This is a genomic window from Hymenobacter roseosalivarius DSM 11622 (assembly GCF_900176135.1).
In the GTDB taxonomy this organism is placed as follows: Bacteria; Bacteroidota; Bacteroidia; order Cytophagales; family Hymenobacteraceae; genus Hymenobacter; species Hymenobacter roseosalivarius.
Genome location: NZ_FWWW01000096.1, coordinates 26,475 through 44,270, shown reverse-complemented (window position 1 = coordinate 44,270; position 17,796 = coordinate 26,475). Strand labels below are relative to the sequence as shown.

The 17,796-nt window shown below is 55.5% G+C and carries 19 protein-coding genes and 1 pseudogene; 10 read left to right on the top strand and 10 right to left on the bottom strand.

The features are described 5' to 3' along the window. The first annotated feature begins 242 nt into the window (after positions 1-242). Positions 243-647: a hypothetical protein gene (locus tag B9A24_RS18475; RefSeq protein ID WP_143435043.1), complete on the top strand. Its 405-nt coding sequence runs from the start codon at positions 243-245 to the stop codon at positions 645-647. Between the two features lie 109 nt (positions 648-756). Here B9A24_RS18475 and B9A24_RS18470 read toward each other — a convergent pair whose 3' ends face one another. From B9A24_RS18470 to B9A24_RS18460, 3 genes are all read right to left on the bottom strand, one after another. Next, positions 757-1,158: a hypothetical protein gene (locus B9A24_RS18470; RefSeq protein WP_143435042.1), complete on the bottom strand. Its 402-nt coding sequence runs from the start codon at positions 1,156-1,158 to the stop codon at positions 757-759. A gap of 110 nt (positions 1,159-1,268) precedes the next feature. Further along, positions 1,269-1,586, bottom strand: coding sequence for a hypothetical protein (locus B9A24_RS18465; RefSeq protein ID WP_084447493.1), 318 nt, complete (start codon positions 1,584-1,586; stop codon positions 1,269-1,271). A gap of 508 nt (positions 1,587-2,094) precedes the next feature. Then, positions 2,095-2,478, bottom strand: a complete 384-nt coding sequence (locus B9A24_RS18460; protein WP_084447492.1) for a hypothetical protein — start codon at positions 2,476-2,478, stop codon at positions 2,095-2,097. A 401-nt stretch (positions 2,479-2,879) separates the two neighbouring features. Between B9A24_RS18460 and B9A24_RS18455 the strand changes: the two genes are divergently transcribed. After that, positions 2,880-3,680 (top strand): murein L,D-transpeptidase catalytic domain family protein, encoded by an 801-nt coding sequence (locus B9A24_RS18455; protein ID WP_084447491.1) that lies wholly within the window; start codon positions 2,880-2,882, stop codon positions 3,678-3,680. A 94-nt stretch (positions 3,681-3,774) separates the two neighbouring features. On the opposite strand, the gene B9A24_RS18450 is transcribed toward B9A24_RS18455, so the two are convergent. After that, positions 3,775-3,969: a hypothetical protein gene (locus B9A24_RS18450; RefSeq protein WP_084447490.1), complete on the bottom strand. Its 195-nt coding sequence runs from the start codon at positions 3,967-3,969 to the stop codon at positions 3,775-3,777. 186 nt (positions 3,970-4,155) lie between these two features. Here B9A24_RS18450 and B9A24_RS18445 point away from each other — a divergent pair, with 186 nt between their 5' ends. Together B9A24_RS18445 and B9A24_RS18440 are read left to right on the top strand one after the other, a co-directional pair. Continuing rightward, positions 4,156-4,968, top strand: a complete 813-nt coding sequence (locus B9A24_RS18445; RefSeq protein ID WP_084447489.1) for a M48 family metalloprotease — start codon at positions 4,156-4,158, stop codon at positions 4,966-4,968. A gap of 102 nt (positions 4,969-5,070) precedes the next feature. Next, positions 5,071-5,982: a diacylglycerol/lipid kinase family protein gene (locus B9A24_RS18440; RefSeq protein WP_084447488.1), complete on the top strand. Its 912-nt coding sequence runs from the start codon at positions 5,071-5,073 to the stop codon at positions 5,980-5,982. On the opposite strand, the gene B9A24_RS18435 is transcribed toward B9A24_RS18440, so the two are convergent. The 4 genes and pseudogenes from B9A24_RS18435 to B9A24_RS18420 all read right to left on the bottom strand — a co-directional run bounded on the left by B9A24_RS18435 (position 5,939) and on the right by B9A24_RS18420 (position 9,734). After that, positions 5,939-7,210, bottom strand: coding sequence for a metallophosphoesterase (locus tag B9A24_RS18435; protein ID WP_234997517.1), 1,272 nt, complete (start codon positions 7,208-7,210; stop codon positions 5,939-5,941). The genes B9A24_RS18440 and B9A24_RS18435 overlap by 44 nt on opposite strands. A gap of 112 nt (positions 7,211-7,322) precedes the next feature. Continuing rightward, positions 7,323-8,213, bottom strand: a complete 891-nt coding sequence (locus B9A24_RS18430; RefSeq protein WP_234997514.1) for a HupE/UreJ family protein — start codon at positions 8,211-8,213, stop codon at positions 7,323-7,325. Positions 8,214-8,295: 82 nt separating this feature from the next. Further along, a pseudogene (locus tag B9A24_RS22835) lies at positions 8,296-8,964 on the bottom strand (transposase); the annotation flags it as partial. Positions 8,965-9,065: 101 nt separating this feature from the next. Beyond that, entirely contained in the window at positions 9,066-9,734 is a 669-nt protein-coding gene (locus B9A24_RS18420) for a helix-turn-helix domain-containing protein (RefSeq protein WP_084447485.1), read from the bottom strand. A 456-nt stretch (positions 9,735-10,190) separates the two neighbouring features. On the opposite strand from B9A24_RS18420, the gene B9A24_RS18415 reads away from it, so the two are divergent. Beyond that, positions 10,191-10,916, top strand: a complete 726-nt coding sequence (locus B9A24_RS18415) for a hypothetical protein (RefSeq protein WP_084447484.1) — start codon at positions 10,191-10,193, stop codon at positions 10,914-10,916. A gap of 99 nt (positions 10,917-11,015) precedes the next feature. Continuing rightward, entirely contained in the window at positions 11,016-11,318 is a 303-nt protein-coding gene (locus tag B9A24_RS18410) for a hypothetical protein (protein ID WP_084447483.1), read from the top strand. A 347-nt stretch (positions 11,319-11,665) separates the two neighbouring features. On the opposite strand, the gene B9A24_RS18405 is transcribed toward B9A24_RS18410, so the two are convergent. Beyond that, entirely contained in the window at positions 11,666-12,301 is a 636-nt protein-coding gene (locus B9A24_RS18405; RefSeq protein WP_084447482.1) for an LON peptidase substrate-binding domain-containing protein, read from the bottom strand. A 134-nt stretch (positions 12,302-12,435) separates the two neighbouring features. On the opposite strand from B9A24_RS18405, the gene mtgA reads away from it, so the two are divergent. Together mtgA and B9A24_RS18395 are read left to right on the top strand one after the other, a co-directional pair. After that, entirely contained in the window at positions 12,436-13,182 is a 747-nt protein-coding gene (gene mtgA, locus B9A24_RS18400; RefSeq protein WP_084447481.1) for a monofunctional biosynthetic peptidoglycan transglycosylase, read from the top strand. 77 nt (positions 13,183-13,259) lie between these two features. Continuing rightward, entirely contained in the window at positions 13,260-13,694 is a 435-nt protein-coding gene (locus tag B9A24_RS18395; protein ID WP_084447480.1) for a YybH family protein, read from the top strand. Between the two features lie 189 nt (positions 13,695-13,883). Here B9A24_RS18395 and B9A24_RS18390 read toward each other — a convergent pair whose 3' ends face one another. Further along, positions 13,884-14,996 carry a DNA topoisomerase IB gene (locus tag B9A24_RS18390; RefSeq protein WP_084447479.1) on the bottom strand — a complete coding sequence of 371 codons (1,113 nt, stop codon included), beginning with the start codon at positions 14,994-14,996 and terminating at the stop codon, positions 13,884-13,886. Positions 14,997-15,423: 427 nt separating this feature from the next. Here B9A24_RS18390 and B9A24_RS18385 point away from each other — a divergent pair, with 427 nt between their 5' ends. Together B9A24_RS18385 and B9A24_RS18380 are read left to right on the top strand one after the other, a co-directional pair. Then, a complete protein-coding gene (locus B9A24_RS18385) occupies positions 15,424-16,131 on the top strand; it encodes a M48 family metalloprotease (protein WP_234997510.1) in 708 nt (235 codons plus the stop codon). A 175-nt stretch (positions 16,132-16,306) separates the two neighbouring features. Next, positions 16,307-17,458: an App1 family protein gene (locus B9A24_RS18380; RefSeq protein WP_084447477.1), complete on the top strand. Its 1,152-nt coding sequence runs from the start codon at positions 16,307-16,309 to the stop codon at positions 17,456-17,458. Positions 17,459-17,796: the final 338 nt, after the last annotated feature.

Below are 17,796 nucleotides of genomic sequence, written 5' to 3'. Positions count from 1 at the left end.
CCAGAATGACTCTGGGGGGCTTTTTTACGTGGTTAGAGTTTCTCAATAATGGGTGGAAAGTTAGCTCCTGAACCATGAATAGGACCTAGCACAGAAAATATTTAAAATATTTTGTTATTTATATTAATAGCCTATATATTTGTACTATATGTAAACAAGGGCAAACAAAACCTTTTTATTATCCACTCGTTGTAGCGCTCAATCTCACGTACCGTTTACCTTTCATTTCCTTCATCTTTTCTATGAAATCACTATTACTACTCGCACTCTTTATTGGTTGTTTTTGTGGTTCGGCCTCCGCTCAGAAGCGTGACTGCTACGCTGAGCGCCCCGGTGCTTTACTGCCTTCATTGGCCCGTGTAGATGGTCTTACCCGACAAATGGGTAGCCAGCTTCGCCTGAACGAAGCCCAGTACATTCGTCTGCGCTTCGTTAATCAGATTAAGCTCGCCCGGCTGGATGAGATTGAGTATGAATACACGGATGCTGAGCAGCGCCGTCAGAAAGCCGCTGAGCTGGAGGCGCAGTACGAGGCCGAGTGCAGCCGCATTCTGACCCCAACGCAATTAAGTGTCTTTCGCGCTGAGCAAAACCAGCAACCGGAGCAACCCAATAAGAATGATACAAATGCAGGTGGATTGGGTTAACCAACTCTGGCCTCTTTTGAAAGAAGATCATATTCGATTATAAAAAAGCCCCCCAGACATGACTTAGGGGGGCTTTTCTATGACCTGGTTTTTGATTTGTTGTCATAATTTATGACGCAGGCACCGCTAACGGGCGCTCATACAAAACCTCCGTTACCACTCCTAAGGGACCGAAGCGAAAGGTAAGCTTGTTGGCCGTGGAGCGCTGATGGCTTGGCTCGCACTGCGCACCCGGCTCCACATAATAGTAATAGGTCTTCTCGGTCTGGGCGCTCAGCTCTTCCTCATCGGGACGGCCCAGCAGGTCATCAATGCTGGCAATGCGGGCACCGTAGAGCTGTTCCCGGTAGCGGTTCAACGCTGGCAGCTGCGCGGCTCTCTTGTTCAGGCAGGCGTAGGGGTCACTGCGCCACGCCGCATCATCAAAGCCATCCATTTTGGGCAACGAATGCCCACAGGCGGTTAAAAGTAAAGTAGCCGCTCCAGCCGCAAAAAATCGGAATAGGTACATAGGTTGACAAGCGCAAAGATGGGGCAGCCGGCCGGCCATTGACTGGCTGAGTATTCGACGCTAGGCCGCTAAGCTACTTGTTAGAAACCGGATGAAGGACGATTAGTTGGCTAAAACAAATCGGGGGACGGGGCGGATGGCTTAAAATCTGAAATAGCCTTTTCCCGCTCCCAATACTCGAATTGGTCAGGAGTAAGGCGAGCTGCCATAAACTCGCGTAGGTAGATGCCGCGCCGCTCCAGGCAAAAAAGCTGAAACTGCGGGAGCAGACACGTCATATCGAGGCCCTGCTGCCGGTACCGGCGACGATTGTCAGCGTCCAGCGTATCGAGCCAGTCGTTAAAGTCAATGTCAGTAGGATAAAGCTCACGGGCCTGTCGGTAATAGGCAGCCGTAGCACGCGCGATTAAGTGCGGCAAGGAAGACATAAATAAGAGAAATGCAAAGGCGGAAGCAGGGAGCGGAGCGAGGTACTGGTAAGCGTACTGGATAAGCAGAATGTAAGCGTAGCTTTAAAGGAGTTTGTGCTGGATATGAAGGGATATAATCAGGAAAAAGCCAAAGCAGAATATTTGGACGTAGACTGGCTACACTGTAATCTGCTGAAATTACACCTTAATTCTGCTATAATGCTACTTGTGCGAGCCATAAAGTTAGTTTTTAAGTAAAAACGCTAAATCATTAAATTATCCATTTGTTTTAATATTGATTAGTAAAAGACAATTAATATCCTAAAATTAAGGATAATTTCTACATAAACAACAAGTAAGCCAGTTCATTCGCTACGTTGTTTAAAAATATAATTATTTTAGGCTAGTAAGATGTAGGTGTTTTTTAGACGATTATAAGTACCTGTTCGCTATTGGATAGGAAGGTACGAGCCTACGTGAGGGCATAAAAGCTCGTTAGCCGTTGTTGGCCACAAAATTAGTAATGCTAGGTGTTATGGTTGCAGTAAGTATCAAACACTCGGCCCATCTCCCAACTGAAACAGGCTTTTTGCATTAATTGCCGACCACGCTGCTGTAATGTAACCATTGTATCATACAACTTTTCAGTCGCGGGAGCCAAGGCCCGGATATGACGTGTCAGTAGCGTAATCTGCTGACCGTTTATGTAGTAGAGAGTCAGCTCGGCCCCCTCCATAGGCTGAGGTACACGCACGCTTAAAGTAGCCGGTGGCTGCCGCGAGGTGAAGAGCAAGAACAGAGTCAGGCGAGCGAGCAACTGCTGTTGAATGTGAGGCGGAATATCAGCGGCATGCATCAACGGCCGTAACTCAGCGTGCAACTGCTTGGATAAAGCGCTAAACGTTGTCATAGAAGGAGAATATGACAAGAGTAAACTATGAACCCACTTACTCAAGCGAATCCGATGCGATAGGGGTAGAGCGGCGGGTAGCAGAGTTCTATAACGAAACACCAATTATATTGTATAATACAGAGAAAATAACAGAAAGTTGCATTGCATTTCAATGAATTTTATACTAACGATTTGCGCTTTTATCACTATTTAATTTTTAAGTGAGAGAATTATCAAAGGCTGACTGGAAGGGAGAGACTCGCTTTCTCACTATTTAGCTAGCTACCTGAAAGGTCGTCCCGTGTAGTATTTACCTGCTCTGCGCAATAATTATCGTGTAATGTTGTTAGGTTTGAAAGGTCCGACTTTTGCATAAGCCTTTTTTTACCCTGTTTCCGCGACAATAGCTCCAGCCGATAATGCGTACACCGACTGCCTTCGCTTGCTTTTCCTTAAGTCTGCTTTCCCTATTTTGCCCCTCCGAAGCTATACCTGCCGCCAAAGCCAGTCCGGTAGCCGATAATACCCCGGAGTCGGTTTTGAGTGGAAATCGGCGGGCTATCTACTTGGCGGCCTTTGAGCAGCATACGCTGCATACGTATGCCCTGGCCGGCCTGACTACCTCCGGCCTGCCACTCGACGTGTATAGGCAGGCTTTGATGGGCTATTATCAGCTTCAGAAACGCGGCCTGGCAAACCCTGCCAAACAAACCCTGACCATCATCGACTTCAATCGCTCCAGTCGTCAGAAGAGGCTGTGGGTTATTGATTTGCAGAAATCGCAGGTGGTACACCACTCGCTGGTAGCCCATGGCATCAACACGGGGGAGGAATTTGCGCAGGCTTTTTCCAATCGGGTAGGCTCGGAGATGAGCAGCCTGGGGTTTTACGTGACCAGCCACACCTATACCGGTAAGCACGGGTTGTCCTTAAAGCTACGCGGCGTTGATCCGAACTATAACACGAATGCCGCCAGCCGAGCCGTGGTGGTGCACGGAGCTGAGTACGTGTGTGAGAAGTTTGTGCAGCAGCACGGTCGGCTGGGGCGCAGCCAGGGCTGCCCCGCGCTGCCCATGAAAGAAAGCAGCGCTATCATCCGAACCATTCAGGATGGCACCGTACTCTTCGCGCATGCCCCTGCCAGCGTCCGCTACGATTCCGACTGGCTCGACCTGGACCCAGCCCTACAGGCTTTCGCCCAGGTAAAAGGCCTGAACTAGTAGCGGTTATGTTTCCGGCCCACTAAAAAGCCCCCCGACCAGAGCGTCGGGGGGCTTTTTAGTGGGCTTTACTGTCTGGTGAGTTATGTTTTGGTTATGCCCGGTCGCTGGTAGTTTTGACTAAGTTGATGCCAGCGAGGAAGAAAATAAGGCCCACGATGAAGGGCACCAGGCTGTTCATTTTGCTGAGGTTCACGCCAGCTATTCCCAAGAACCCTAGGGCGGCGTAGATAATGCCAATGATACCCAGGATGGTAAGAATGGCGCCGAAGGTGCGTTTCTGATTCATAAAAGAGGGAGATTAGAGAGTACAGGCGAACAACAGAAACCGGTTGCGGACCGGTTTTGCGCCTGATACGCGAATCAGGGCAAATTGGGTGCCGCGTTGTAAGCAACCCTGCTGCTGAGTGCGCGTTAGAAGCCCGGCGGCTCTCTTTAAGGCCACCTTTTCCCTCCCCTAATTCCCCCTACTGCTATGAGAGGAAGCCTTCGTTTTATCATTGCCCTGGCCGTTGCCGCCTTTTCCTTTGTAACCTACTATTGCAACCGGCAGACTAACCCCGTGACCGGTGAGGTGCAGCACGTAAACATGACCACCGAGCAGGAAATCGCGCTCGGCTTGCAGGCGGCTCCGCAAATGGCCCAGCAGTATGGTGGTCTGCACCCCGATCAGCAAGCCAGCGCCGCCGTAAAGCGCATTGGCGCCGCGCTGGTCAAGTCTTCCAAAGCCGACCAGTCGCCCTACAAATTTGATTTTCATCTGCTGGCCGATGAGCAGACCATCAATGCGTTTGCCCTGCCCGGCGGACAAGTATTTATCACGGCGGGCTTGCTGAAAAACATGAAGTCGGAAGGGCAGGTGGCCGGCGTGCTGGCCCACGAGGTTGGCCACGTCATTGGCCGTCACTCGGCTGAGCAGTTGGCTAAATCGCAGCTGACGCAGGGCTTGGCTGGTGCCGCTACCATCGCCGCCTACGACCCTGATAGTCCCGGTAGCTCCATTGGCAAAGCGGCCGTAGCGGCGGCTATTGCGAAGGTGGTGTCGTTGCGGTTTGGGCGCGAAGATGAGCTGGAGTCGGACCGCCTGGCCGTGCAGTACACCGCCGATGCCGGCTACGACCCGCGCGCGATGATTCAGGTAATGCAGATTCTGGAGCAGGCTGGTGGCCAAAGCCGCGGCCCTGAGTTTATGAGCACGCACCCCAATCCGGGCAACCGCGTGGGTGTGCTGGAGCAGGAAATCACGGAGCGTTTTCCCGGCGGCGTTCCCAGCGGATTGAAGCAGTAATTACCTAATCCTGAATAGAAAGGGAGGAGACTTAAAGCATAGTGCAGGAAACGCATTATTCGCCTTGGCTCTCCTCCTTTTTGTTCTTAAAACCTACTTCCAATGGCTGCTGAATCAACTCCCCACCTGCATTCACTGCTGTTTGTGCTCAATCCGATTTCCGGCGATATTGATAAGCAGAATCTGGAAAGCACCATCACCGCCTTCTGCACGCAGCGCGGGCGGCAAGCTGCGTTTTTTCATACCTCCGGCGAAAACGACCTTGACAAGCTCCGGGCTCACCTGGCGGCCAACGCCTACAACGCGGTGTTTGCCGCCGGTGGCGACGGTACCGTGAATCTGGTAGGCGAGGCGTTGCTGGGGGGCAAAATTCCGCTGGGAATACTGCCCCTGGGGTCGGGCAATGGCTTGTCTAAAGACTTAGGCATTCCGCAGGATATGGGCGGCGCGCTGGAGGTCATTTGGAAACATAAGCTGCGCGCCCTGGATACCCTGCACGTTGGGGGGCATTTTTCGGCGCATCTCGCCGATCTGGGCTTTAATGCGCTGGTGGTGGAGCGGTTTTGCAGCGGCGACAAGCGTGGGCCGGGCGCTTACATTCGGATTGCCCTGCAGGAATACCTGAGCTACGAGCCCGTCACCTACCACATCGAAACCGACCGCGAGCAGTTTGAGGGCCCGGCTTTTATGCTCACCATCGCAAATGCTAACACCTTCGGCAGCAACGTCGTGATTAATCCTGACAGCCACCTCGACGACGGCGAGTTTGAGCTGTGCCTCATTGAGCCTTTTCCTGCCACCGCGGCTCTCGGTATTCTGTACCATCTGTACACCGATGCATTTGATACCTCCGTGTATACCAAGCGCCTGCGCTGCCGCCGCGCCAGTATTCAGGTGATGGGGCAGCCGCGCGTATTAGTGCAGGTAGATGGAGAGCCCCTGACGCTGGACACGCCGATTGAGGTGAAGATTAATCCGCGGAGCTTGCAGGTGCTGACGCCCGCGCCGTACTAGTAACCGCGCCAGAAATGCCCCCCAGGCCGGTTAGCAAGCGACGCCGGAAGGGTTCGGGCGCGCGCTCGGTGCCGTCGGCGTTGCCGGGCTCCAGGGTGCGCAGCCAGGCTTCCCCATTCTCATAGAAGTCCAGCGCAAAAAAGCCTTTATGCTCGTGGGTGAAAGTGGCCTTGCCGCCTTTACCCACGTACGCCGTTTTGCTGCCCGACCCACTGACCAGGTAGTGACCTTGCTTGTAAGCAAAGTATTGTAGGTTGTGGTCGTGGCCGGCGGCGTAGATGATATTCGGGAACTGATGCAGCACGCGAAGCAGGCGACGGCGCATTTTGCGGTAGCGCGGGTGGGCCATGTCCTCTTCCGCGCCCACCACCCGCCGATACATCGGAAACAAGGAGCCCACGCCCGGCAGCGGCACGTACGCCCGCTTATGCACGGCCGTGAGGGGAAATACGTGCTGCTTGGTCGTGAATTGACCCCCATGCATGGCATTGGAGTAGAGCGGGTGGTGCCCGGCTACCACAATTTGCTGGTGGCGGTTGGCTTCCAGCAGAAGCTGCAATTGTTGAAACGGCATACGGCTATCCGTAGCCGTGCAACCATCGGCGGGGCCCAAGGGACGTTTGCCGTGTTGCACCCACCACTGCGTATTCAGCACCACGAGCAGCAGCTTGTCGGCCAGCTGCACTGTTACGGGGTCGGGGCAGCCGCGGGGGGGCAAATACTGAGCAGCGGGCAGATGTTCCCGCACATAGGCTTCCTGGCGCAGCAGGTACTGCAAACCGTCGCTGCGGCCTTTGTTCCAATCGTGGTTGCCGCTCAAAAACACCACGCGGCCAGGGTAGCGTAGGGCATCGAGCTGAATAGCTAGGCGGCGCTCGGCAGGAGCCCGCCCGATGGACGTTTCGGCGGGCAAACCGGTCGGGTACACATTATCGCCGAGAATAACCACCGTACTGTTGGCACCAGCTTCTTCCAGCCAGCCGTGCAGCAGGTTCAGTACCGGGTCGCGGCCGTCGGTGGCGACGGCACCTAAGTCGCCAACCAGGGCAATGCGGTGGCGCAGCGGCCACGCAGGATCGGGCTGGTGCTGCTCCCAGTCGCGCACCGCTGGGGCTACATAGGGCAGCCGCCGGAAGCGGCGCTCCTGCATGTATCGCCACAGCAGCCATGCAATCAGCACCAGGGTGAAGCCCAGCAGAATGTAGAAGAGAAGGGTAGGAGTCGGCAAAGCAGATAATCAGGTGGACGGTAGCTTATACGCGCTACTGGCAGCGTAGTATAGAAGCATCTGGCCTAGGCAAGTGTTTTAGGTACGTTTTGAAAACAGAGCACATTTCAGGCTATCGGGAAGCTGGCGCGGGGCGCTTGCTTCGCTCCCAAAAGTAGCTGCCCAGCGCCGCGATGGTCAGTGCCGCCAGCAGCCAGGGAGCGAAGGTAGCTGCTTGCTCCACCAGGTCAGTAAGCAAGTTGCTTTGCCCCCATAGGCGCTCACTCATCCAGGCCAGCGCGGCTACTCCGGCAAATATGCCCCCCAGAACCCTAATAGGGCCATAAACTGATGCGCGGCTCAGGAGCCGCCGCCAGAGTACGGTCAGGGCCACGACAAATAGTTGCATCAGGTCAATACCGAGGTTAAAACCGAAAATGCTCAGCGCCATGCGGCCTGCGTCCAGGTGCAGATTGGCCAGCGTACCAGCGAAGGCCAGGCCATGTACCAGCCCAAAGCCAGCCGCCACCCCGGCTTCACACCCCGGAAATAAGGGCCGCACCGCGTGCAGGGCAGAAATCAGAATCGAGAAGGCAATCAACAATTCCACTGACTGACTGGGCAACCGTAGCCAGCCCGCCGCGCCGGTTAACAGAGTCAGGGAGTGCCCCAGGGTGAAGGCCGTGACAATGAGGAGCAGGCGCTTAAGGCTGTAACGCACGCCGCCAAAAGCCCCCCAGCGTCCGCGGGCGGCCAATAATGGTGCCGGCAAAAGCAGCACCAGCAGAAACAGCAGATGGTCAGTGCCCTGGGCAATGTGCTGAATGCCAAGCGCTATCATCGCCCAAAAGCCCGTCCAGACGCTGCCCGCGGCCAGGTTGACCAGCAGCGGAAGCACCCGGTTGTTGACAATATCTAGTTCGATAACGCCTACCTGCGCCGGCGGCGCGCCGGCTACCTGCCCCCGCGCCCAGTCCTGCCGCACCGACACCAGAATTTTATGCGTCACCACTTGGTGGAGCACGACATCGTAAGTCAATGCGAAGCGCCGAATGTCCGCTCCGGCTGGCGGGAGCAAGCGAACCTGCGCCGTAAGTTCGCGGTAGCGGCTCATGCGGGCGTTTGCTGTTGGTGCGCCGGGCTGTATGCTGCTCGCTACCGGTGGCTTCTTCGCAGATCTCTTCGTGGGCATAGTCGGTGTAGCCCGCGTCGGTGTAGAGGACACTGCCCTCCGGCAGGTCCGGGTCGAGTTGGCGCAGCCCGGTCAGATCGGCCTCACTGCCGGGGTGCAGGTGGTAGGCCACGGGCAGCCCGTCGGCCGTGGCCAGCACTTGGACTTTGACGCTGTAGAACCAGCAGCGTTTACTGGCACAGTGCCCATGATAGGCCTTGCCGGTCAATAACTTGTAGCGTGGAATCCAGGTGTTGTGGCATACCGTTACCGGAAACGAGTCGAGCACGTAGCGCGCCGCCGCGTTCTGTTCTTTCAGCAGGTGGCCGAAGGTAACAAACAGTTCGTCGAGCACGTCCTTAAGCCGGTGCAGGTGGCGTGACAAGCCACTTTTGTGCAACGGTCGCTGCTCCCAATGCGCCTGCCTATAGCGCTGGGCCTGGGCCAGGTTGCCGCCGAAGTAGAGCGCTGCCAGCAACGCCGTGGTCAGCACTTCAGCGTCCGACAAGCGCTAGCGCGGGTCGGGGGCAGGGGCCCAGGCCGGACGGATGGCGGCCAGCAAATCGTCGATGAAGCAGTACATTGCTACCATCTGTTCCGTCATGGGGCGAGTAAGAAGGGAAGCGTCATATACTTCAAACCTACTCTGTTTCATGCGGAACAGACTTTTTTATGCTTATGCTACTACTCCGCAACTTGCGTTAGCTAGATTAAATCGAAGGCGCGCGCGTACTGCCCCAGTTCAAAGGCCGAGGTAGTTTGCAGCTTCTGGCGCAGGTTGCGCCGGTGCGTGTCTACGGTTTGAGCCGAGATAAACAGAGCCTCAGCCAGTTCGCCCGAGCTCAGCCCCCGGCTGATGCCGGCCAGCACCTGGCGCTCGCGCTTAGTGAGGCCCGCGAAGCGGGCGGCGTGGGCACGCAGGAAAGTGTTCTCATCCAGCAGCCGCTGCACTTTTGTTGTAATGTGGCTGTCGGGGTCGATGCGGCAGGACAGGCAAATGGTGAGCAGGGGCCGTCCCTGCTGCCCCTGCAGCAAGACCCGCGCCGTGCTCAGGTGGAGCTCAAAACAACCCTGGGGGCCAGTGCGCACCTGTTGAAAGAAGGTGACCGTGTAGCTCAAGTCATTGCGCTCAAGCAGCCCCACCACTTTGGGCACGTACTCGTGGGCTTCGTCGGGATTGAAATAGCGGGCGTAGTACTCTTCCCCCAGAGCCGTTACCTCGGCTAGCGTAGTACCCAGTTCAGCCAAGCCCCGGGCCGACATATAAAGCACCCGTCGGCAGTCATCGTTGAGCACGATCACCACGCCAGGCATAGAGTCGGCCACGGCAGCAATCTCCGCTAGTCTCTGCTGGATGCGGTGCTCGTCGGTCATGGAAAGCAAGCGATTCGGTAAACGATGAGGATAGAAACAGCGGCCGTGGAGCGCGTGCCTGCCGGAATTTGGGCAATATACGGGAGTCGCCTCGAACGGCAAATAGGGTGAGAAGCAGTCGGAAAAATCGGCCGATGGCCCAGGCCGCGCAGCACCAGTTTGGCTTATATTCCACTGGGGTGCCTGTTCACGCACCCCGCACCAGTAGACAAGGATGAAGATTGCTACAGCATTAATTATACCTGTTAGCCAGTATATGAACACTTACCTGTAGTTATGGATAGTTATAGATACTTATATATAACTAATTTGATATTTTACATTATCAAGGCGGCTTATAAAGCCGCACACAGCCCATCATCCTTGATTTTATTCTCCGTTAGTGGTAATAATCTATAATCTGGCGGCTGAGAATGGCTTTTCACTCAGGTACAAACTTTTCTAATACCCTCTTCTATGCCCAAACTCTACCGTTATCTGGTATTCCTGTTCATGCTCTTGATAGCCGCGTGCTCCAAGTCCGATGATCCGTCTGTTAGTTCTCCATCCCCTAATCCGGCCCCCCCAACCGTTCCGGCTCCTACACCGGTTCCTGGCGGAAGTCGGCGCATTAGTATTACAGTCGATAGTCAGTATGACCTGCGCAATACGAAGGCGTACAGCTTAATGGATTCGATCACCATGAAAGCCGAAGCGTCAACGATGCTCGCGCCGTCAGGTTTTAAATCCGCTGTCTTTTTTAAGGACGGGACCTCGGGCAAAATCTTAGCTCTAGTCCGTACCCCAACAACCAGTGCTAATGTGGTCGTGAACGCGGAGACAGTTGCCGACGCCTTGCTTACGCTCATTCCTGCCTATCAAACCCTCTCGGTAGAGCAAAAGCCAAAGTTTGAGCAAAATGGCCGAGCCAGCAAGCCCTACCAAGACTTTGTGCAATTGGTAGACGGGCTACTGAAAAGCAAACGACCCATTTACTCGACGGATGCTAGCTTCCTTACGCAGGCACTGGCCCTGAATAGCTATATTCTACAAGAGTATTTAGGCAACCCAAAGCGGGAAGGTGGGCGTTTGACAACAGCAGCGATTAAAGCCGTCAAGAATGGCGGAAGCGAGTTTCCCAACTTGCTGGCTCCTCCCTTTTATCGCTGGATGCTCCGGAAAAATGGCGGCACCATCCACTAATGGGTACGGAGCTATGTGGACGCGGAGTTTACGCCTATCAAGGAAAAAAAAGTGATTTATACGCTTCTGGATCCACTGCCTTTATAGCCTGAGTGCGCCTTGTTGACTACGTTATCTTCACTAGGCTTACCCGATGACTGCTACACCGTTCGGCTCAATCAAACCCACGTATCGGCCAAAGAAAGGAATCAGTTAGCCATCGCCACCAAAATTACAGGTAAGTTTCTCGGCGCTATTTTTGGGAAAACAGGCGATAAGGATCGAAATGATTGCAATGCCGCCATTGCCTTATCTATAACAAGCGATGTGTCCACCGCCGTGACGGGAATGGCCAATAGTGCCTCGCAACTGGAAATACTCTTTGCCGCCCTAAACGGCCTGGTCCTCGAAGGCTTGTTATAGCTTAAATACAGGGGCATTCCTAGAAAATACAGCGATGGGACGGGAGGGGCGATGGGATCCTATTCGTTCGTGCCAAACATTGCCTATATGTATACGACTTGTCCGAGCTATATCATCAAAGAGAAAGATGTGGGTGCGATTAACTTAAATGCGCGGGAAGCGGTATTGTCTGGGTTTATTATTATCAACGAAGATGGCTCGTTGAGCGCGAATAGTTTTTATGCCTGTAAGGATTGGATAACCACGTTTAAGATAGAGTAAGCGGTGACCTGCCGGGCACCTATGACAGGTAGCCGTACCGACTGCTGTCGTTGTTGCGCCGGATTAACTGGTAAAGCTCAGTCTAATTAAAAATTTGGCGGGGTCAGGTTCTTGAAGTGACCGTTGAGGCGGGCCCGATCCTTTAGCCGCTCGGTTTCCAGAATAATGGGCAGCACGTTTTCCAGGTGCTCCAGTACCATGGCTTGGCGCTCCAGCTCGCTGGTGGCCTGCAAGAGCTGATACTCCTGCTCGGTGCTGAAGCCCAGGTTGTGCGCGATGTCGTAGATGCGGTAGCTGGGGGGCAAATCCAGGAATATTTTGCGCAGGCCCAGCGTATCGTAGAGCTGGCGCACGTACTCGTTGATGCGTACCTTTAGGGCAGGGTCTTCTTCGGGGTCGTCCTCGATTGTGTCTACCTGACCGGCAGCGTAGAGCTTGCCGGGGGCTTCGCGGTAGAACTCCCGGATGCGAAACACCCCCACCGCCTTGGTTTTAATATCCAGCTCACCGCTGTCATAGGCCTTTTCTACGCTCAGCAGGCGTACTTCAGTGCCCAGCTCGCTTACGCCATCATTGAGGAAAGGCGGAATGCCAAATGTCAGGTCCGACTCGATGCAGTCGCGCACGAGCTGGCGGTAGCGCGGCTCGAAGATGTGCAGATTGAGCTTCTCGCCGGGAAATACGACGAGGTTCAACGGAAAAAGGGGGATGGTACGAGGCATAAAGACTCAACAATGTCGGCGACGAAAATAGGCTAAAAACGCTGGTATTGGGTTGCTGCGCGCCCAAATGCGTTACTTTTGCTCTCTCTGTGCCTCTCAGCGGGATGGATAGGAAAGGAGAATGGCTTTATTTCATGAAAACAAAATTTCGGCAGCTTGGGCGGCGGGTGTGGCGGGTATTGCTGCAACTAGTAGCGACTCTGTTTCTTGCCTCGGTGGCCTGGGTGCTTATGTATCGGTGGCTGGCCCCGCCCGCTACCTGGCTCATGCTCGACCGCCGCGCCCATGCGCCCATTGGCCGCGGCTACTACGGTATCCGCGAGGACGACCGTCGCATCAGCTACAATTTCAAAACCCTGGACGAAGTGTCGCCCCAAGTGCCGCTGGCGCTGGTGGCGGCCGAAGATCAGCGCTTTTTGCAGCATCGGGGATTTGATGTGAAGGCCATTCAGCAGGCGGCCAGGCGCAATTTTGAGGGCGGCAAACAGTTGGTTGGCGGTAGTACCATCAGTCAGCAGGTAGCTAAAAATGTGTTTTTATGGTCGGGGAGGAGCTATTTGCGTAAGGCTGCGGAAGCGTATTTTACGGTGCTCATTGAGCTGCTGTGGAGCAAGCGCCGCATTATGGAAATGTATCTGAGCGTGGCTGAAATGGGCGACTGCACCTTTGGGGTAGAAGCCGCAGCCCAGCGCTATTTTCACAAATCAGCCGCTAAGCTTAATGCCTCTGAGGCTGCCCTGCTGGCGGGTGTGCTGCCAAATCCGCTACGGTTTCGGGCCAGCAATCCGGGTCCGGTGGCGCGGGCCAAGCAGCGGCGAGTGCAGCGCAATATGCGCCGCCTGGGGGGCATTTCTTACGTGCGGGCGCTGCTGGAAGAATAGACGCAAATTCAGAAGCGCCGCCGATGCCTATATTCAGGTCGTTATATAGTTGTTTTCACGTTTCTCAAAGAATTGACATGAAGCAAATTGTCGGATTGGTGCTGGGCGCCGCCCTGTTATGTAGCTGCGCGACCACGCGTCCCGGCAGCCAGCGGCAGGATATCAGCCAGGTGCTGACTACCCAAACCGCCGCCTGGAACCAAGGCGATATAAGCGGCTTCATGCAAGGCTACTGGCAGTCCGACTCCTTGGTGTTTATCGGTAAAAGCGGGCTGACCTACGGCTGGCAGCCTACCCTCGACAACTACCGCCGCAGCTACCCCGATGCCGCCGCTATGGGGCAGCTTACGTTTTCCAATCTGCGCATTACGCCTATCAGCCCCGACGCGGCCCACGTAGTAGGGCGCTGGCAGCTCGCCCGCCCCGCCGCCGGCAACCTTGGGGGGCATTTTCTGCTGGTTTTTCGTCGCATTGCCGGCCGCTGGGTAATTGTAGCCGATCATTCCAGCTAGGTTTATTCTGGAATTAAGAACGTCATGCTGAGCACGGCGAAGCATCTCGCGTGCTCAGCGTGACGTTTAAGAGCCAGCGGGCGAGATGCTTCTTTCCTCAGCATGACCGCCGTTTGGTAGTGCAACAGCCATACGCAAGTTGGTTCGTGCCATGTAGCCGCTCTCAGCATGACAGGCTACTAACTACCCTTACGCGACGTTACGGAGCATGTGCAATACCATATGCTCGGTAGGAGAGAGGACATCGTTTTCGGTTGGGTCGATGTCGTGGTGGCGGAGGTAGTTGATGAGCTTGTCGGAGTGAAAAAGCTCTACTACCTGCGGATGAATGTAGTACTTGCTGCACACCGTGGGCGTGTTGCCCAGGCCGGAGGCCACGTCTTTCACGGCGCGTTTCAGCACTTTGTCTTTCGGTAGGTCCGGCTCCTCTTGCAGTACGCTTTCGAGGCACTCCACCATTTTGACCGTGCCGCCCCAGGTTCGAAAATCTTTGGCAGACAGGCTAATGCCCGTTACATCCTGCAAGTACTGGTTTACGTCGCCCGACTCCAGCTCCTGACGGTGGCCATCGGCGGCGTAATACTGAAACAGGTGCTGACCGGGAATCTCCTTGCATTTGCGCACCATGCGGGCCAGCCGACGGTTTTGCAGGGCTACATCGTGGGCCACGCCTTTTTTGCCCACAAAGGAGAAGCGCACTTCGTCGCCTGCTATCTGCACGTGCCGGTCGCGCAGGGTAGTAAGGCCGTAGCTCTTGTTTTTCTTGGCGTATTCCTTATTGCCAATGCGAATAAAGGACTGGTCCATCAGGGTCAACACCAGGGCAATAACCTTTTGCTTGTCCAGCTCCGTGCGCTTCAAATCCTGTTGCAGACGCTGGCGCAGGGCCGGCAAAGCCTCCCCAAAGGCCAGCAGGCGACTGAACTTGGTCAGGCTGCGGGCCTGGTCCCAGGCAGGATGATAGATGTACTGCTTGCGTCCCTTCGCGTCGCGGCCCGTTACCTGAAGATGAGCCGAGGCCGACGGCGCAATCCAGACGTCGGTCCAGGCCGGCGGGATGACGAAGCCTTGCAGCCGGGCAAGCGTTTTCTCATCCGTGATTTTCTCGCCTTTAGCCGTGAGGAAGCTGAACGCGCCATCGGGGCCGGGCTGGCGGCTGATGCTGGGCTTGGTATCAGGCTGGTAGCGGAGGCCAGCCAGCTCCGCCTGCCGGGCCGGATCTTTATACAGTTCGTGCGCCTCTTCTGCGGGTGGCAGGTGCTTCTTTTTGGTTTTTGATCGGGGGGTGGAGGTGGTGGGCATAAAGCGCTAAAAATGCCCCGGCCAAAAGCAGCCTGGGGGGCATTTCTGTACGCAAAAGCCGGGAAAAAGTAGCACTGCCTGGTCCAGCGGAAACGCAGTAGCAGGGGCCTTCTGAGTGAGTGCAAACCAAAAGAGTAAGGAAAATGATTAATAATGCCCCGCTGCCGGAAAATAAAATTTCAGAGTGAGCATCTGAGCCACAGCCTTATTATCCACGTATTGGCAACGCCATGCAGTCCGTGCCCGTAGGGGTAGCCGCCAGCTTTGGCACCGTTTTTAGACGGTCAGTTCTGCCCCCTGTTCTATCTACACTCCTATTTGCAGTATGCGTCGTATTTGGCTTAAACCCTGGATTTTTCTTGCTCTTTTAACATACTTGGGCACTTCTGCCTGCTCCGGGAATGGGGATGGGGTGGTGCTGTTTTCTGTGGAAGATGATAAAGCGCTCGGTCAAAAAGTGGCCGCGCAAACTGACTCCACCTACCGGGCCAGCGGGCAGCTGCTGGAGCGCAACGTGGTAGCCAACCAACGGGCCTACGTTCTGCTGGATGCGGTAGTCAGCAAGGTGCTCAGCTCCAACCAGCTGCAGTATCGCAATGAATTTCCCTGGGACGTTAAAATCATCAAGAACGATGAGATTCAGAATGCCTTTGCCACGCCTGGGGGGCATATTTATGTGTTCTCGGGCCTGATTAAGTTTCTGGAAACCGAAGACCAGCTCGCCGGGGTATTAGGCCACGAAATTGCCCACGCCGACCGCCGCCATACGTCGCGCGCGTTGCAGAAGGAGTTTGGTATCTCCTTTCTGCTCAGCCTGCTGTTAGGTGAAAACCCCAATCAGCTGGCGCAAATCGCGACCAGCCTGGGCCAGCTGCGCTTCAGCCGTGAGTATGAAGTAGAAGCCGATGACTATTCGGTGCGCTATCTCAACGGCACTTCCTACTCCTGCGACGGCGCGGCAGGCTTCTTCGTAAAGGCCGCGGCCCAGGTGACTACCAGCATTCCCGAGTTTTTGAGCACGCACCCCAACCCCGGCGACCGGGTGCTGGCCATTCAAGCCAAAGCCAAAGAGCTGAATTGCGCGGGCCGCACCACCGACAATGCTGGCTTCCGGGAGCTGCAAAGCCGCTTATAAACGTTGTGTTATTAATCGCTTAGTAGATGGAGAGCCGGCCTTGACAAGGCTGGCTTTTTTTATTTTGGGCGGGCGCTAACTGAATTGGCAGCGTGGTTCCTAGGCTCGCTGCTACGTTATGCAACTCCGGCTTGGGTTTCGCTCGTACCTTGCTTTCTATTCTTTTGCTTTCTCTATGGCATCATTTCTAAACAAACTAAGCGACATGGCCGAGCGGGCCGATGATCTGGTAACGCGCACCCGCGCCCGTCTGGGCCTGTTGCACCCGCTCCAGCTGGTTACGTATCGCAGCTACGGCACCGCCGGCCGCCTGTACGTAAAAGGCCGTTTGCTTACCGACAAAGGTATTGGCGAGCCCGGCGAGGGCGACTCGCGCTGGCAAAACCTGCTGAATATGTATCGGCGCTTCGAGAGCAACGAGATTCCAGGTGCCGAGCTGGTTATCCGGCCCGGCGACGGCACTGAGCACACCGTAACGACCGACGAAGATGGCTACTTCACATTGAATATTGAGCCCAAAAGCCTGCCGGCTCCCATCGATTTTCTGTGGTATCCGGTGGAGGTAGAGCTGAAAAAAGTCCCCCAGCACCTCCAGATGCCCGCCGACGTCAAGGAACCGGCCCACGTCCTCATTCCGCCCCTCGACGCCGAATACGGTATCATCAGCGACCTGGATGATACCGTGATTCAAACCTCCGCCACCAACCTCGTGCGCATGGCGCGCACGGTGCTGGTGCGCAATGCCCATTCGCGCCTGCCTTTTGAGGGTGTGGCCGAGTTTTACCGCGCTCTTCAACTGGGGCGCAATGGCAAGCGCAATAACCCGTTTTTCTACGTGAGCAGCAGCCCCTGGAATCTGTATGATTTGCTCGACGATTTCCTGGCCCTGAACGACGTGCCGCCCGGTCCGCTGCTGCTGCGCGATATGTCATTGGCCCGCAAGGCAACGAAGCCCGAAGCCTCAGCCCACCACGGCCACAAGCTGCACGAGATTGACAACCTGTTGCTCACGTACCCCGAGCTGCCGTTTGTGCTTATCGGCGACAGCGGGCAGGAAGATGCCAATATCTACCGCGAAGTAGTCCGGCGCTACCCTGGTCGCATTCTGGCCATCTATATCCGCGACGTGCAGCGCCAGGATCGGGCGGCGCTGGTAGAGCGGGTGGCCGAGGAAATACGTCAGGATAAGGTAGAAATGCTGCTGGTGAAAGACACAGTACAGGCCGCCGAGCACGCCGCCAAGATTGGGCTGCTGTATACGGAAGCTATTCCGGCCATTGAAGTTGAAAAGGAAAAAGACCAAACGGCGGTGGAACCGACGTTGTAGTTTCAATGCTTTTTAGAAGCTTGCTATGGTATAAAAAAGCCCCCCGCACAGTTAGCAGGGGGCTTTTTTGTTTTTTAGAACGTCATGCAGAGCGAAAGCAAAGCATCTCGCGTGCTGATGTTGGAATACTACAGCGGTTTCGTCGTCTGAGTACGTGGACCTCACCCCCGGCCCCTCTCCTCGGGGAGAGGGGAGCCAGCCGGAAGCTTCCGTCAGAACGCACCCCTCTCCCCGAGGAGAGGGGCCGGGGGTGAGGTCCCCCTAGCGCGACAACACATACGCTGACTGCGAAACGGCTGTACTCCCACTAAACACGCGAGATGCTTCGCGTTGCTCTG

Excerpts from the sequence above, each read along its gene's own strand:
- B9A24_RS18475 (WP_143435043.1), top strand. The coding sequence starts at position 243 with ATGAAATCACTATTACTACTCGCACTCTTTATTGGTTGTTTTTGTGGT.
- B9A24_RS18470 (WP_143435042.1), bottom strand. The coding sequence starts at position 1,158 with ATGTACCTATTCCGATTTTTTGCGGCTGGAGCGGCTACTTTACTTTTA.
- B9A24_RS18465 (WP_084447493.1), bottom strand. The coding sequence starts at position 1,586 with ATGTCTTCCTTGCCGCACTTAATCGCGCGTGCTACGGCTGCCTATTAC.
- B9A24_RS18460 (WP_084447492.1), bottom strand. The coding sequence starts at position 2,478 with ATGACAACGTTTAGCGCTTTATCCAAGCAGTTGCACGCTGAGTTACGG.
- B9A24_RS18455 (WP_084447491.1), top strand. The coding sequence starts at position 2,880 with ATGCGTACACCGACTGCCTTCGCTTGCTTTTCCTTAAGTCTGCTTTCC.
- B9A24_RS18450 (WP_084447490.1), bottom strand. The coding sequence starts at position 3,969 with ATGAATCAGAAACGCACCTTCGGCGCCATTCTTACCATCCTGGGTATC.
- B9A24_RS18445 (WP_084447489.1), top strand. The coding sequence starts at position 4,156 with ATGAGAGGAAGCCTTCGTTTTATCATTGCCCTGGCCGTTGCCGCCTTT.
- B9A24_RS18440 (WP_084447488.1), top strand. The coding sequence starts at position 5,071 with ATGGCTGCTGAATCAACTCCCCACCTGCATTCACTGCTGTTTGTGCTC.
- B9A24_RS18420 (WP_084447485.1), bottom strand. The coding sequence starts at position 9,734 with ATGACCGACGAGCACCGCATCCAGCAGAGACTAGCGGAGATTGCTGCC.
- B9A24_RS18415 (WP_084447484.1), top strand. The coding sequence starts at position 10,191 with ATGCCCAAACTCTACCGTTATCTGGTATTCCTGTTCATGCTCTTGATA.
- B9A24_RS18405 (WP_084447482.1), bottom strand. The coding sequence starts at position 12,301 with ATGCCTCGTACCATCCCCCTTTTTCCGTTGAACCTCGTCGTATTTCCC.
- mtgA (WP_084447481.1), top strand. The coding sequence starts at position 12,436 with ATGAAAACAAAATTTCGGCAGCTTGGGCGGCGGGTGTGGCGGGTATTG.
- B9A24_RS18395 (WP_084447480.1), top strand. The coding sequence starts at position 13,260 with ATGAAGCAAATTGTCGGATTGGTGCTGGGCGCCGCCCTGTTATGTAGC.
- B9A24_RS18390 (WP_084447479.1), bottom strand. The coding sequence starts at position 14,996 with ATGCCCACCACCTCCACCCCCCGATCAAAAACCAAAAAGAAGCACCTG.
- B9A24_RS18380 (WP_084447477.1), top strand. The coding sequence starts at position 16,307 with ATGGCATCATTTCTAAACAAACTAAGCGACATGGCCGAGCGGGCCGAT.